Annotated in this window: 11 protein-coding genes; 6 read left to right on the top strand and 5 right to left on the bottom strand. The window is 70.6% G+C overall.

What is annotated here, in order from left to right; translation table 11 throughout:
• Nucleotides 1-366 carry a SpoIIAA family protein gene (locus HHL11_RS06790; protein ID WP_169417657.1) on the bottom strand — a complete coding sequence of 122 codons (366 nt, stop codon included), beginning with the start codon at nucleotides 364-366 and terminating at the stop codon, nucleotides 1-3.
• Between the two features lie 38 nt (nucleotides 367-404).
• A complete protein-coding gene (locus HHL11_RS06785; protein ID WP_169417656.1) occupies nucleotides 405-908 on the bottom strand; it encodes a hypothetical protein in 504 nt (167 codons plus the stop codon).
• A 122-nt stretch (nucleotides 909-1,030) separates the two neighbouring features.
• Between HHL11_RS06785 and HHL11_RS06780 the strand changes: the two genes are divergently transcribed.
• A complete protein-coding gene (locus HHL11_RS06780; RefSeq protein ID WP_169417655.1) occupies nucleotides 1,031-1,921 on the top strand; it encodes a LysR substrate-binding domain-containing protein in 891 nt (296 codons plus the stop codon).
• Nucleotides 1,922-1,952: 31 nt separating this feature from the next.
• On the opposite strand, the gene HHL11_RS06775 is transcribed toward HHL11_RS06780, so the two are convergent.
• On the bottom strand, nucleotides 1,953-4,220 hold the full coding sequence (locus HHL11_RS06775) for a DUF11 domain-containing protein (RefSeq protein ID WP_169417654.1): 2,268 nt from the start codon (nucleotides 4,218-4,220) through the stop codon (nucleotides 1,953-1,955).
• A gap of 193 nt (nucleotides 4,221-4,413) precedes the next feature.
• Between HHL11_RS06775 and HHL11_RS06770 the strand changes: the two genes are divergently transcribed.
• The 5 genes from HHL11_RS06770 to HHL11_RS06750 are packed head-to-tail and all read left to right on the top strand — an operon-like array spanning nucleotide 4,414 to nucleotide 10,738.
• Nucleotides 4,414-5,556, top strand: a complete 1,143-nt coding sequence (locus HHL11_RS06770) for a mandelate racemase/muconate lactonizing enzyme family protein (protein ID WP_169417653.1) — start codon at nucleotides 4,414-4,416, stop codon at nucleotides 5,554-5,556.
• Nucleotides 5,557-5,596: 40 nt separating this feature from the next.
• Nucleotides 5,597-6,568 carry a tripartite tricarboxylate transporter substrate-binding protein gene (locus tag HHL11_RS06765; protein WP_240980020.1) on the top strand — a complete coding sequence of 324 codons (972 nt, stop codon included), beginning with the start codon at nucleotides 5,597-5,599 and terminating at the stop codon, nucleotides 6,566-6,568.
• A complete protein-coding gene (locus HHL11_RS06760; RefSeq protein WP_169417652.1) occupies nucleotides 6,565-7,281 on the top strand; it encodes an arylmalonate decarboxylase in 717 nt (238 codons plus the stop codon). Before HHL11_RS06765 ends, HHL11_RS06760 begins: the two co-directional genes overlap by 4 nt.
• 54 nt (nucleotides 7,282-7,335) lie before the next feature.
• Nucleotides 7,336-9,972, top strand: coding sequence for an ATP-binding protein (locus tag HHL11_RS06755; RefSeq protein ID WP_169417651.1), 2,637 nt, complete (start codon nucleotides 7,336-7,338; stop codon nucleotides 9,970-9,972).
• Nucleotides 9,973-10,015: 43 nt separating this feature from the next.
• Nucleotides 10,016-10,738 carry an HDOD domain-containing protein gene (locus HHL11_RS06750; RefSeq protein ID WP_169417650.1) on the top strand — a complete coding sequence of 241 codons (723 nt, stop codon included), beginning with the start codon at nucleotides 10,016-10,018 and terminating at the stop codon, nucleotides 10,736-10,738.
• Between the two features lie 10 nt (nucleotides 10,739-10,748).
• Here the strand turns inward: HHL11_RS06750 and flgL are convergent, their stop codons facing one another.
• Both flgL and flgK read right to left on the bottom strand, forming a co-directional pair.
• Nucleotides 10,749-11,939, bottom strand: coding sequence for a flagellar hook-associated protein FlgL (gene flgL / locus HHL11_RS06745; protein WP_169417649.1), 1,191 nt, complete (start codon nucleotides 11,937-11,939; stop codon nucleotides 10,749-10,751).
• 8 nt (nucleotides 11,940-11,947) lie between these two features.
• Nucleotides 11,948-13,846: a flagellar hook-associated protein FlgK gene (gene flgK, locus HHL11_RS06740; RefSeq protein WP_169417648.1), complete on the bottom strand. Its 1,899-nt coding sequence runs from the start codon at nucleotides 13,844-13,846 to the stop codon at nucleotides 11,948-11,950.
• Nucleotides 13,847-13,852 lie beyond the last annotated feature (6 nt).

The following is a 13,852-nucleotide window of genomic DNA, read 5'->3' as shown; positions in this document are numbered from 1 at the left end:
CTACCTGCCCAGCAACCACTGCCGCGCCGTTTCGCGCTGACCCGCCGGAAAGTGCCTCATCTCTGCAGCGATGAAATGCGAGCCCAGCTTTTCAGCCACGGTCGCGAGCGGCGCGTCGGTCACCAGCGCGATGCGCTGCACCTGCCGGTGGTGGTCGCGGATGAAGCGCAGGTGCGTGGCCATCGCGCCGAGGCTGTCCCAGCCCGGGAAGCTGGTCGCTTCCACCAGCACGCCGTTCAGCTTGCCGTGTTCGTGGATGTACGGGTCGACGGTGGCGGCCAGCTGCGTGAAGTCCTGCTGGGCCAGCGCGGCGCGCGGGTGCAGGTACAGGATGCCGTCGTCGGACTCGAGCGCGTGTTCGAGCATGCCGGATTTATACGCGCCGGCCGCCGAATGTCCAACCTCTACAGGCCCAATCCCACCCCGACGATGACGCCTACCACGATGGCCGCCACGAAGAAGCAGGCGATGCCGGCAACGGCCAGCAGCAGCGGCTTGGCCCAGCCCTTGCGCGGGTAGAGCTTGCCGAAGCGCACGGCCAGGTAAGTCTGCTGCTCCTTGGCGCTGGCGTAGTACCAGCCAATCAGCAGGCCCAGGCCGGCAACCCGGCTGAGGCCGTCGAGCGCCTTGGAATCCGGCAGCACTGCGGAGACGATGGTGAGGATGACGATGAAGGCGAACGACGCCCAGGCCCAGGCCTTGGCGCGCGCCGCCTTCTCCGGCTCGCCCAGCGCCTGCCAGTTCCTCATGTGCAGGATGGCGCCGAACACCGGCGTGAAGAGCAGGCTCCAGCTGGCGGCGGCGCGCGGGTTCCACAGCGCCGGTGCGGTCTGCACCGGTCCTTGCGTGGCTGCGATGTCGGCGACTTCGGCGCGCGGTGGCGCGTAGGGATTGCGCAGGGCTTCCATGGTCTGACCCTCCTTGCCATTGCATTCTGGCGCGGAGCGCAAGCGGCGTGCGCATGCCTGTCTCGTGCCGTCCACATCCGGAAGGCGGATTCCGTGACGCAGTGGACGGGATAATCCGCGGCATGAACGAGCGCCTGGACCTCCTCACGCTGCGGGTCGTGATCGCGGTGGCCGAGTCCGGATCCATCAGCGCCGGCAGCGACCGCCTGCACCTCGCCGTGGCCGCCGCCAGCGCGCGCATCTCCGCCATGGAGACGGCGCTGGGCATCCGCATCTTCGAGCGCTCGCCGCGCGGCGTGGAGCTGACGTCGGCCGGCCGCATGCTGGTGCAGCGCGGGCGCGAGCTGCTGGCCGAAGCCGACCAGCTGGCCACCGACCTGCGCGACTGGAGCCTGGGCCTGGCCGGCCAGGTGCGCATGCTGGCCAATGCGTCGGCGCTGCTGCAGGTGCTGCCGCAGCGGCTGGAGGAATTCACGCGCAGCCATCCGCGCATCCGCGTGGACGTGGAGGAGCGCATGAGCCCGGAGATCCTGGGCGCGCTGCTGGAAGGGCGGGCGGACGTCGGCGTGGTCGACATCGCGACGCCCGCGCGCGGTCTCGCTTTCCACCCCTTGTTCCGCGACCAGCTCGCACTGGTGGTGCCGGCGGGCCATTCGCTGGCCGGCGCGAGCGAAGTGCGCCTGCCGCAGATGCTGGGCGAAAGCTTCATCGTGATCGGCGGCGCCAATGCGGTTTCCACGCGCCTGTTCAACGCGGCGGCGGCGCTGGGCGAGCCGATCCAGGTGCGGATGCAGATGCGCAGCTTCGATGCGGCGGCACGCATGGTGGCGGCGGGGCTGGGCGTGGCGGTGCTGCCGGTCGAAGCGCTCGCTCCGCAGCTGGCGCATCTACCGCTGCATGCGGTTCCGCTGGCGGAGGAGTGGGCGCAGCGCACGCACTACCTCGCGCTGCGCACGGGGGAAGAGGCGCCGGCGGCGGCGCGGACGCTGGTGGACACGCTGCGCTCCTCTTAGCCCGCGGTGCGCCCGAAGCGCACCACGGCTCTCAACGGACCCAGTGCACCTTGCCCCGCAAGGCCGGCGTCACGCCCTCGCAGTGCTGCTCGAAACGCAGGTCCAGCGCCGACAGTGCGCCGAGCGCGTCGTAGCTCACCGCGTCGACCATGAACCAACCCTTCAATGTGTTGCAGCCGCGGCCCTCGCCGGACCAGTCGAGGCCGCCGAGCGCCTGGTTGTTGAAGGGGTAGCGCTGCAAGCCGGCGTAGTACCCCGGCTGCAACCGCGACAGCGTGTTCATGCCCGCGAAGCTGCCGGTCCAGCCGCCTGCACCGCCGCTACGCACGACCGCCAGCGCGCCATTCGCCGTCACCTGGATCGTGCTGGTCGCATCGGTCAAGATGCTGGTCGCTCCCCCTCCGATGTAGTCGCCGACATCGCTCGCCAGGTAGACGTAGTTGCCGCTGCCCGGCGTGGCGCCCGGTGGCGGTGTCCACAGTCCGGCGGGCTCCGCCGCGGGACCGGCCGGCTGCGCGGTATCGCTGGCATCCCAGTGGATCACGCCGTGCAGGGCCGGCGAGCCGAACTCGCAGTGCTGTTCGAAGCGCAGGTCCAACCGGCTCAAGCGGCCATTGCCGTCGTACATCACGCTGTCGACCGTGAACCAGCCGGACAAGGTATTGCAGCCGCGGCCTTGGCCGTACCAGGACAGGCCGCCGCGCTTCGGGTTGTTGAAGGGATAACGCCGCAGGTTGCCGTAGTAGCCGGGCTGCAGTTGCGACAAGCTGTTCATCACGACGAAGTCGCCGCTCCAGGACTCGTTGCCGCCGACGCTGACCGTCACCCTGCCGTTGGACTCGAGGAGGGACAGCACCGCGTTGCTCCGGGTGTAGACGGACAGCGGAACGCCGGCGCCGACGTAGTCGCCCGTGTCGCTGGACAAAGCCACGTAACTGCCGGAAGCCGGCAAGCTGGCCGGTGCCGGCGTCCACAGGCCGGCGGGCAACGGGTTCACGGGGCCCGCCGGCAGCGTGGGATCGCTGGCGGACCACGTGATGTGGCCACGTAGCGTGCCGGTGCTGGCATCGCATTGCTGCGAGAAATCGAGGTCGATGCCGACCAGTTGCCCGCTCGCGTACCACGCATTGTTGATGGTGACGGCGCCGCTCGACTGGTTGCAGCCGCGACCCTGCCCGGTGATCGACAACGCGCCGACAGCAGGATCGACAGCCGCGTAGCGCGGCAGGCCGGTCCAAGCCCCATGCTGCAAGGCTGCCGCCGAATCCGGAAGCTGCAGGTCGAAGCTCCAGTTCTCGTCGCCTTGCAGGTTCATGTTGAAACGGTTGCCGCTGGCCGAAGCGGTCACCACCGCGTCTGCCAGGGTGTACGAGTAGCTGCTGCCCTGCGTGATGAAGTCGCCCGCGTCGCCTTGCAGGGCGATGCTGGTGCGCAGGGACGACGCGGGGCCCGCGAGGACACCCGTCGACAATCCGAACGAACTGTTGTCGTCGCGCGGATCGCCGGCAGCTCTCGCCTGCATGGAGTTGCCGACCGTGGTGCTGTCGGCAGCCACGGTCGCCAGGATGGTGAACGTGAGAACGCCACCGGACGGCAGGTTCGGCACCGTCATTTCCGCGCCCAGCACCGCCGCCGGGCATGGGGCCGCGCCATCGCTGCGACAGCTGATCGTCGCGCCCGGCAACAGGCCCGGTCCGAGCGTGTCTACGATGGAGACGTTGCGCGCCGCGTCGGGGCCGATATTCCACACGACGAAGGTGTAGTCCACGCGGTCGCCCTGGTGCGGGAGTGCGGCGGGGGCATATCCCCAGACGGCGACGTCGGCGCTGTATGCCGTCACCAGCGCCTGGGCGCTGCTGCCTGCCGGCGTGCCGCCGTTGCCCGCTGTGGCACTGAGCGTGCTCACGAGGGCCCCGCGCGAGCCTGCCGCGATAGCGGCCTCGAACTCGAAGTGCAGGCTGCCGCCGGGCGGCACCGCCGGCGGCGTGAACGTCGTGCCCGAAAGCGGTGGGCAAGTCGCTCCGCCTGCAGCGCTGCAGGTCGCGTTCTTCAACGTCAATCGGGCATCGAGGGTGGCGCTCACGGCCACGTCGGTGGCGGCTGCTTCGCCATTGTTGGCGACGTCCACGACCAGCGGCACCGTGGTTCCGGCGGGAACAGGGTCTGTCGGACCGGTGGCCGTGACCACGAGATTGCTCTTTGCCAGGGACGTGGACTCCGCTCCACCCCCACCGCTGCCACCGCCGCACGCCGCGACCATCACGGCCAGGCAGGCCGCTCCCACGAACCGAAAACGCATCTACTTTTCCTCCAGCCCCCGATTCTGACCGCAAGCTGATCGGTGCCGCGATGGCTCGGCTCCTTCGAATGGCCTAGGAAGTTCGGCTTCGTTCGAAGGTGGCTCGGGTTAACACGGACTTCGCCAACCGCGAAAGCCCCTTTCGCGCACCCCGCTTGCCCGTCCCGGTTCCAGCCCGCAGACTAGCCGCGCTATGAAGATCGCTGCCGTCCGCGCCACCCCCCTGAACCTGCCCGTGAAGATGGGCGCCAAGAACACCTCGCTGTCCCTGTGCCTCGTCGACGTGGAGCTCGACGACGGCCGCGTCGGCACCGGCATGACCGCCATCACCGAGGAGGAGGCGATCGCCGCCATCGTCAACGATGTGGCCGCCCACCACCTGGTCGGCATGGACCCGCTGCGGCACGAACAGATCTGGGACAAGCTGTATTGGCTGCTGACGCCGCGCGGCCAGTCCGGCTACGCCAGCCACGCCATCGCCGCGATCGACCTCGCGCTGTGGGACCTGAAAGGCCAGATCCTCGGCCAGCCGGTGTGGCGGCTGCTGGGCGGCGCGCGCCAGCAGGTGCCGGTGTATGCCACTTTCGGCTTCGCCTTCTTCGACCGCGACGAACTCGCCTCGGCCGCGAAACAGTGGGTCGAGCGCGGCTTCAAGCGCCTGAAGATGACCGTGGGCCACCACGCGCTGGCCCGCCGCGACGAGCCGCGGCCGCTGGCCGACGTGATCGCCGAGGACGTGAAGCGCATCGAGGCCGTGCGCAACGCGGTCGGCCCGGACGTGCAGATCTTCATCGACGCCAACTGCAGCCTCGACTACTTCCACGCCGCCGCGCTGGCGCAGCGCATCGAGGACTTCGGCATCGCCTTCTTCGAGGAGCCGGTGACGCAGAACGACATCCCCAACATGGTCAAGCTGCGCCAGAAGACGCGCATCCCGCTGGCCGCCGGCCAGAACGAAGGCCACGCCAGCCGCTTCCGCGACATGCTGGTGGCGCAGGCCGTGGACGTGGTGCAGCCCAATGCCTGCATCACCGGCGGCTACACCCAGTGCCTGCGCATCGCCGGCATGGCCGCGGCCTTCAATACCCAGTTCGCCAACGGCGGCGCCTGGCCGCACCACAACATGCACCTGCACGCGGGCCTGGCCAATGGCTCGCTGGTGGAGTACCACTCGGTGGCCGTCGAAGTGTGCAAGCAGGTGTTCGACGGCCTGCCGGAGCCGACGCAAGGCGTGCTGCAATTGCCCGATGCGCCAGGCCTCGGCTTCCGCCCGAACCGCGAGCGCGTCACCGAACTGGCCAAGCGCCCCGGCTCGCGCGGGGCGGGCAAGGCCTGAGCGCCTGAGCGCCGATCCAGACCTATAAAAGGAGACAGAGTTGAAAGCAGTCCTTTCCCGCCGCGCCCTGCTGGCCGTCGCACTGGCCGCAACCGCCATGGCGAACGCCAACGCGCAGTCGTATCCCAACCGCCCGATCCGCCTGCTGGTGGGCTACAACGCCGGCGGTGGCGTCGATGCGCTCGCGCGGCTGCTGTCGGCACGGCTGCCGGCCGTCCTGGGCCAGCCGGTCGTCGTGGAGAACAAGGCCGGCGCCACCGGCGTGATCGCCGCCGACTACGTCTCCAAGCAGCCCGCCGACGGCTACACGCTGCTGATGGGAGAGACCGGGCTGCTGATCGCGCCCTTCCTGCAGGCCCGCAGCACCTTCGATCCGCTGAAGGCGCTGGTGCCGGTGGCCGGCGCCTATGTCGCTCCGCTGATGATCGTGGCCAGCAACAGCTTCCCGGCCAAGAACCCGAAGGAGCTGATCGCGCTGCTGAAGTCCAGCCCGGGCCGCTATTCCTACGCGACCTCCGGCGTCGGCACCGTGCACCACCTGGGCTTCGAGATGATGAAGGCGAAGACCAACACCTTCGTCACGCACATCCCCTACCGCGGCGCCTCGCAGATCATCCCGGACGTGATCAGCGGCCAGGTGCCGATCGGCGTGGTCAGCGCCGCCGCCGGCCTGGCGCAGGCGAAGGGCGGCAAGCTGAAGGCGCTCGCGCTGATGAACACCGGCAAGCTCGCCGGCGCCGAGAACGTGCCGGCGATGGCCGATGCGCTGCCCGGCTTCAACGTGGCGCCGCGCCTGATGGTGCTGGCGCCCGCGGGCACGCCGGCACCCATCGTGGAGAAGCTGAACGAAGCGGTGAAGACGGTGCTGGCCTCGCCAGAGATGGTGCAGGCCGCCGCACAGCAGGGCGCCTTCCCGGCCTACCTGCCGCCCGCGCAGCTGGGCCCGGAGATGCAGCGCGAATCGGCCGAGTGGGCCAAGGTCATCAGGGACCAGAAGATCTCGGCCGAATGAACAGCAACAATCCCTGCATCGGCCTCGTCGTGCCGCCCGGCCATGGCCGCGTGCCGCACGACGGCCCCATGCTGTACGGCGAACGTTATCGTTTCATCGCGCGCGGCCTCGGCATCGGCGGTGTCTCGCCGGAAGGCTTCGCGCCGGTGGTCGACACGATCGTCGAGCGCGCGGTGGAGCTGCGCAAGGCCGGCGCCGAAGTGGTGTCGATGATGGGCACGTCCATCAGCTTCTACCGCGGCCCGGAGTTCACCGAGTCGCTGCGCCGCGCGATGGAGGAAGCCACCGGCGTGCCTTGCACGACGATGAGCCACGCGATCGTGCGCGCGCTGCAGACGCTGGGCGTGCAGCGCGTGGCGGTGGCCACTTCCTACATCGACGAACTCAACGACAAGCTCGTCGCCTATCTCACGCATTGCGGTTTCACGGTGACGGCGATCGAAGGCCTGTCCATCACCGGCGTCCAGGAAGTCGGCGAAGTGAGTACGGAAGCGCTCGTGTCGCTGTCGAAAAAAGTCTACGCGCAGGACCGCAGCGCGCAGGGCATCTTCATCTCCTGCGGCGGCCTGCTGACGCTGGATGCGATCAAGCAGCTGGAGGACGAGCTGGGCCTGCCGGCCACGGCGAGTTCGCCCGCAGGCTTCTGGGATGTCGTGCGCCTGGGCGGCCGGGACGCGCGCGTACCAGGTTTCGGACGGCTGTTCGCCGCCTGAGCGGGCGCTGCGAGGCTAATATGCAGAAGGCAAGAACAACAATGCCTTCCGGCCGTGCTCCGTCGTCCGCCTTCCCGTGCCTTGATCGCCGGTCCGCTGCTCGCAGCGGCGGTCGTCATCAGCTTCGTCGCCTGGACCCTTACCGCCACCCTGAAGGAAACTGAACGGGCGGCCGGCTGGGTCCGCCACTCGGAAGAGGTGCTGGGCACGCTCGGCCGCTTCCGCGAAAGCTTCTCCGCCATCGACGCCGCGCAGCGCGGCTTCCTGCTGGACGGCCGGGCCACCTTCCTGCAGCAGCGCGACCTCGCCATCACCGATGCCGGGCAGGCCGTGCTGCAGCTGCGCCAGCTGACCTCGGACAACCCGCAGCAACAGCAGCGCTCCCTCGACCTCGGCCTGCTGCTGGCCGAGCGCGCCGACGCCACGCGCGCCGTCGCCCGCGAAATGCAGCCGCCGCTCGCGCTGCAGTTGCCGCCGGAACAGCTCGCGCGCCTGCGCAGCACCGCCGACAACATGCGCAACCTGTCCCGCGAGCTCGAGGACGAGGAGAGGCGCCTGCTGCAGGCGCGCCAGGCGGTGGAAGTGCAACGCCAGCGCCGCACGACGCTGGTGCTGGCGGCCTCCTTCGTGGTCTTCGCGCTGATGGTGCTGCTGGCCTACCTGTTCGCCATGCGCGAGGCCAAGCGGCGCCGCCGCACCGAGCGCCAGATGACGGACCTGGTGGAGAACCTGCCCACCACGGTCTGGCAGATGGTCACCGACCTCGACGGCCGGCGCCGCTTCATCTACGTAGGCAAGGGCTCCTACACCTCGCGCGGCCTGCACGCGGAGGAACTGCTGGCCGACCAGGCCGCGGCCCTGGAGAGCGTGGCAGACGAGGACCGGCAGCGCGTGGCGGAGGCGCTCTACGTGTCGGAACAGACGCTGCAGCCGCTGGACGTCATTTACCGCGTGCGGCCGCCGCACGACGGCGCGGCCGAGCGCTGGGTGCACAAGCACGCGCGCCTGCGCCGGCGCGGCGACGGCACGCTGCTGTGGACCGGCCACTGGACCGACATCACCGAGCAGAAGCAGATGGAGCGCGCCCTGCGCGAAGCGACCGAGGAGGCGCGGCGCGCGAGCCGGGCCAAGGGCAGTTTCCTGGCCACCATGAGCCACGAAATCCGCACGCCCATGACCGGCGTGCTGGGCCTGCTGGAGCTGCTGGGGCTGTCGCGCCTGGACGGCGAGCAGCGCTCCACCGTCGCCATGATCCGCGAGTCCAGCACGGCGCTGCTGCGCATCATCGACGACATCCTGGATTTCTCGAAGGGCGAGGAAGGCCGGCTCACGCTGGACCCGGTGCCGGCGTCGCTGCGCGACGTGGTGCGGCGCGCCTGCGAAGTGCACAGCGGCATGGCGCTGGCGCAGGGCCTGCAGCTCGAATACTCGGTCGACCCGCGGGTCGCGCCGATGCACGTGTTCGATCCGGTCCGCGTGGGCCAGATCCTCAACAACTTCCTCAGCAACGCCGTCAAGTTCACCGAGACCGGCGGCGTGCACGTGCAGGTGGAGCTGCTGGAGCGGCACGTGTCCATCGAGCGCTTGCGGCTCACCGTCATCGACACCGGCATCGGCGTGCCGCCGGACACCATCCCGCAGCTGTTCCAGCCCTTCGAGCAGGGCGCGCCCCGCATCGCCAGCACCTATGGCGGCAGCGGCCTGGGCCTGGCCATCAGCCGCAACCTCGCCGAGCAGATGGGCGGCACGGTGCAGATGCGCAGCACGCCGGGCCGCGGCACGCAGATGACACTGGAGCTGGACCTGCCGCTGGCGGACCCGGCGGCCATGGGCGCCGAAGCCGTGGCCGACGCAGCCCAGCGCCGCCTGCACGCCACGCTGATCGCGCGCCGCGCCGCCCCGCCGGCGGAGGTCGCGGAGGCCGAGGGCACGCTCGTGCTGGTCGTGGACGACCACCCGACCAACCGCGTCGTGCTGTCGCGCCAGGTGGCCACGCTGGGCTACGGCGTGCTCGTCGCCGAAGACGGCGTGCAGGGGCTGGCGCTGTGGCAGTCGCGGCGCATCGGCCTGGTGCTCACCGACAGCGCCATGCCCCACATGAACGGCTACGAGCTCGCGCGCGCCATCCGCCGGCTGGAAGAAGCGGCCGGGCGGCCTCGCACGCCCATCCTCGCCTGCACGGCCAACGTGCTGCACGACGAGCCGGCGCGCGTGGCCGCGGCCGGCATGGACGGCTGCCTGTTCAAGCCGGTTGCGCTGCCCGAGCTGCTGCAGCAGCTGGAACACTGGCTGCCGCTGCCGGACGGCGCCGGCCACGTCGCGCCGGCGGACCAGGCGCGCGCCGCCGACGGTCCGTTCGACGGCGCGCTGCTGGAGTTGATCAGCGGCGGCGACCGCCAGCTGGAAGGCCGCATCCTCGAAGAGTTCCTGCAGGCCAACGAGGAGGACCTGGCGCAGCTGCAGGCCGCCACCGACGCCTACGACACGCGCGAGGTGGCGCGGCTCGCGCACCGCGTGATGGGCGCCGCGCAGACGCTGGGCGCCACCGAGCTGCGGCACGCCTGCCGGGGGCTGGAGGAGAACGCGATCGTCGCCGAGCCGCAGGCCAACCTGGCCGCGGACCTGGAACGGGTGAAGACCCACGCCGCCGCGCTGCTGGAGCGCCTGCGCGCGCGGATGGCTGGCGCCTGAGGCGCGGCCTCAGGTTCGCGGCGCCGCTGCCGATAAAAGCAGAATGCCTGTCCACCCAGACCTCGCCGCCTGGGCCGACCGCCTGGCCGCGGTCGACCTGCCCGTGCTGCGGGCCAGCGCCCTGGCCTTGTCCGCCCGCGCCCGCCGCCCCGACGAAACCGACGCCCACTCGCTCGCCGCCATCGCGCTGCGCGACCCGCTGCTTTGCCTGCGGGTCTTGCGCGCGGCCGCACGCCGGCAGGCCCATCGCGGCACGCAGGTGGAAGGCGTGACCGCGGCGCTGGTGCTGACCGGCATCGATCCCTTTTTCCGCGAATGCGCGGGCCTGCCGGTGCTGGAAGACGCGCTGGACAGCCAGGGCCGCAGCGCGGTGCACGGCATCGTGCAGCACGCGCGCGCGGCGGCGCGGATTGCCGCGGCCTTTGCCATCCATCGCGGCGAGGACGACGTGGAGGCGGTGCACCTGGCGGCCTTGCTGCACGATTGCGCGGCGCTGCTGATCTGGCATGTGGCGCCGGGCGAGGCGCCCGCGGACCTGCCGCTGGCGGAGCTGGGCGCGGCCTTGCTGGAACGCTGGGAGATTGCCGACAACCTGCGCCGCCTGGCCGGGCCGCCACAAGGCGACGCGCCGGGGCCGCGGATCGTGGCCTTGGCAACGCGGCTCGCGGATCGCGGGGCGCCGGCCAAGGACCTGGAGGAGGCGGCGCAGCTGCTGCACCTGCAGCCGGCGGGGGTGGCCACGCTGCTGCGGCAGGCGTTGACGTGAAGGGCTGGGGTTACGAAATCAAGTCGAACAGCGAGGTCTTCCCCAACGCCGCATAACTGCGCAAGGCCGCCTCATACGCCGTCTGGCCGTTCTGCATCTGCGAGATGCCCTGCGCCATGTCCAGCTCCGTCAGGTCCTTCAGGCGCCCGCTGGCATCGATCTGGCCCTGCTGGCCCGTGGCGGTGGCGCCATCGACCACACGCATCTCTTCGGCCGTGCGCGAGCGCGCCAGCTGCATGCCATCGAGCGCCCGGTCGACGCCGGACTGCACGCGCTGCAGCCGTTCGTTGTAAGCGGAAGAAGTGACCGAGTTGTCTTCCAGCAGCGAGATCGCATCGTCCAAGGTGGAGAACACGCTCTGCTGCCCCGCCGGCGCCAGGGTGAAGCTGTCGCCCGCGGCCGGCGTGCCGGAGATCGCGAAACGCTGGCCTTGTACCTCGATGTCCGCACCGGCGGTGAAGGGCTGGGCGCTTGCGACCGTGGCGCCCGAGGTCGTGTCGGTCACCGAGTAAGTCTGTGCTCCCGCGCTGCCGGCCACGGTGACGGCATAGGAGTGGCCGGTGAGCTGCGTCGCATCGCTCACCGAGCCGCTGGAGATCCAGCCGCTGCCGGTGTTGGCGGACGCGGATGCCGTGGTGAACACGCCATTGCCCTGGGGCAATGCAAGGAAGGCGGCGCGGCCGTCGACCGTGCTGGCGAAGCGCCCTGCCTCGCCGACGCGCTGCGTGCCCGCGGCCGCGGTGTAGCCCGAGCCATCGGCGCTGAAAGGCGCGCTGGTCACGCCCTGGCCGCCGAACACGTAGCCGCCCGCGCCATCCGAAGTGTTGGCCACGGCCAGCAGCTGGTCGCGCGTGGCGCGCAGCTGCTGCGCGAGCGCCTGGCGGTCGCTGGCCGTGTAGCTGCCGTTGCCCGCGGCCACCAGCGCTTCGCGCGCGCTTTGCAGCTCGTCCACGCCTTGCGACAGCGCGCCGTCGGCGGCCTGCAAGGTGCTGGTGGAGAGCTGCGTGGCGCGCTGGTCCTGCGCGATGTGCGCCAGGCGCGAGCGAGCCAGTTCGGCCTGGGCCGCGGCCACCGGGTCGTCGCCCGGCGTCTGCACCCGCACGCCGCTGGAGATCTGCGTCTGCAGCTTGGCCTGTTCGGCTTCGCGCTGCTGCAGCACCTGCAGGCTGGCGCGGGACGTCTGGAGGGTGGGGACGCGCATGGTTTGGTTCAGCGGGTGGTGGCGGACAGCAGCGCCTCGAACAGGGTCTGGCTGGTCTGGATGATGCGGGCCGAGGCCTGGTAGGCCTGCTGGAAGCGCAGCATGTCGGCCGCTTCCTCGTCGAGGTTGACGCCGGCCAGGTTCTGCTGCCGCGAGACGGCGTCGCTCTGCAGCTTCTGCGAGACGTCGGCTTCGGCCTGGCCGGCCTGCACGCGGCTGCCGACGTCGCCCACCAGCGCCGCATAGCTTTCGTTCAAGGTCGCGCCGGCGGCGAGGCCCGCTTGTGCGAGCGCACTCAGGGCCAGCGCGTTGCGGTTGTCGGCGCCGGGGTTGGTGGTCGGCGCGACGTTGAACGCGTCGCCCGCGGCCGGCGTGCCCTGCAAGGTGATCGACCAGCCGTTGTAGTCGGCGGGCGCCGCCGGCACCTGCTGCCCCGGCGTATATGGCACGTTGGCGAGGTTGCCGCCCGCGAGGCCGGTGACGTTGAAACTCGTGGGCGGATTGTTGAAGGTGATCGTGACCGGCAGCGTGTTGTCGCTGGACGTGCGCGTGATCGCGAAGTTGCTGGCCGTCGCGCCGCCGGTGTTGCCGGCGGCCGCCTGCACGGTGGCCGCCATACCGGTCGCCACCTGGCGCGCCGACAGCGAGTTCGCGCTGATGCCGGTGGCCGCCGCCGCGAAGGGCCGCACTTCCCAATGGTCACCCGCGGCCGGTGTGCCGCTCGCCGTGAACTGCAAGCCGTCCAGTGTGGCAGGCAGGCTGCTGAAGCCCTGCACCTGGCCATCGGCCAGCCGCTTCACCTGGTAGGCGCTGCCGTCCCAGCTGACCTGGTAGTCGCTGGCCTGCAGCGCACTGGCGTCGGCGACGGTCGCGCCCAGCGCGCCGCTGCCGGTGTTGGTCGAGGCGGAGAGCGTCGTCGGTCCGGGCACCGTGAACAGCGCCGCGCCGGCCTTGCCGTCCATGTCCACGCCGGCGGCCTGCTGCGCATTGACCGCGCCGGCCAGCACCTGCGCGATGCGTCCGACCTGGTTCAATGCGGCCGGATAGTCCTCGTCACGCAGCCGCATCGCGCCGGCCAGGCTGCCGCCGCCCAGCGCCGCGCCGTCCATGGTCTTCGAGGTCGTGCCCAGCGTCAGCTGGATCGCATGCTGCGAAGCATTGTTCGGGTCCGTCACGGAAGCCAGCTTCGCCTGCTGCTGTCCCACCAGCAGCGGCGAGCCGTCAGCGGTGAAGAGATTGATGGTGCCGTCGTCCTGCGCGACGCTGTTCACGGACAGGAAGCCGCCCAGCGCCTGCACCGCGGCATCGCGCTGGTCCAGCAGGTCGTTGGGCGACTGGCCCTGGGCCAGGCCCAGCGCGATGGAGGCGTTGAGCTTGGCGATCTCGGCGATCTTGCCGTTGGCCTGCGTCGCGTCGGATGCGAGCCGGCTGTCTGCTTCATTCGACAGCGCCGCGATCTGCGAGCCCACGCTGGTGATGCGCTGCGCCAGTTGGCTGGCGCGCGCCACGAACACCTGCCGCGCCGACAGGTCGGACGGCCGGTTGGCCAGGTCGCCCGCGGCGCCGAAAAAGTCGTCGATAGCCGAACCGATGCCGAGATCGCTGTTGCCGAACACCGAGTCCAGCGCCTGCAAGCCGCTCGCCCGCGTCGCGTCGGCGGCGCTGGTGGACGCGGCCGATTGCACGGCGCCGGTGAGGAACTGGTCGTACTGACGGCGCACGCCGGTCAGGTCGACGCCGTTGCCGAAGAAGCCGCTGCCGGTGTACTGCCCGCCCGCCGTCGCCAGTTGCGCCTGCTGGCGCGAGTAGCCCACGGTGTTGGCGTTGGCGATGTTGTGCGAGACGGTGGACAGCGAGCCCTGCGCCGCGGTCAGCGCGCGGCTTCCGATGTTCAGCAGCGAAGTCATGCGTGC

It is taken from the genome of Ramlibacter agri (assembly GCF_012927085.1).
Taxonomy (GTDB): Bacteria; Pseudomonadota; Gammaproteobacteria; order Burkholderiales; family Burkholderiaceae_C; genus Ramlibacter; species Ramlibacter agri.
This window is presented reverse-complemented; position numbering and strand designations above follow the sequence as displayed.

What these genes read in the sequence shown, in the direction of transcription:
- HHL11_RS06750 (WP_169417650.1), top strand. Translation starts at nt 10,016, where the DNA reads ATGCCTGTCCACCCAGACCTCGCCGCCTGGGCCGACCGCCTGGCCGCG.
- flgL (WP_169417649.1), bottom strand. Translation starts at nt 11,939, where the DNA reads ATGCGCGTCCCCACCCTCCAGACGTCCCGCGCCAGCCTGCAGGTGCTG.
- HHL11_RS06770 (WP_169417653.1), top strand. Translation starts at nt 4,414, where the DNA reads ATGAAGATCGCTGCCGTCCGCGCCACCCCCCTGAACCTGCCCGTGAAG.
- HHL11_RS06780 (WP_169417655.1), top strand. Translation starts at nt 1,031, where the DNA reads ATGAACGAGCGCCTGGACCTCCTCACGCTGCGGGTCGTGATCGCGGTG.
- HHL11_RS06775 (WP_169417654.1), bottom strand. Translation starts at nt 4,220, where the DNA reads ATGCGTTTTCGGTTCGTGGGAGCGGCCTGCCTGGCCGTGATGGTCGCG.
- HHL11_RS06785 (WP_169417656.1), bottom strand. Translation starts at nt 908, where the DNA reads ATGGAAGCCCTGCGCAATCCCTACGCGCCACCGCGCGCCGAAGTCGCC.
- flgK (WP_169417648.1), bottom strand. Translation starts at nt 13,846, where the DNA reads ATGACTTCGCTGCTGAACATCGGAAGCCGCGCGCTGACCGCGGCGCAG.
- HHL11_RS06760 (WP_169417652.1), top strand. Translation starts at nt 6,565, where the DNA reads ATGAACAGCAACAATCCCTGCATCGGCCTCGTCGTGCCGCCCGGCCAT.
- HHL11_RS06790 (WP_169417657.1), bottom strand. Translation starts at nt 366, where the DNA reads ATGCTCGAACACGCGCTCGAGTCCGACGACGGCATCCTGTACCTGCAC.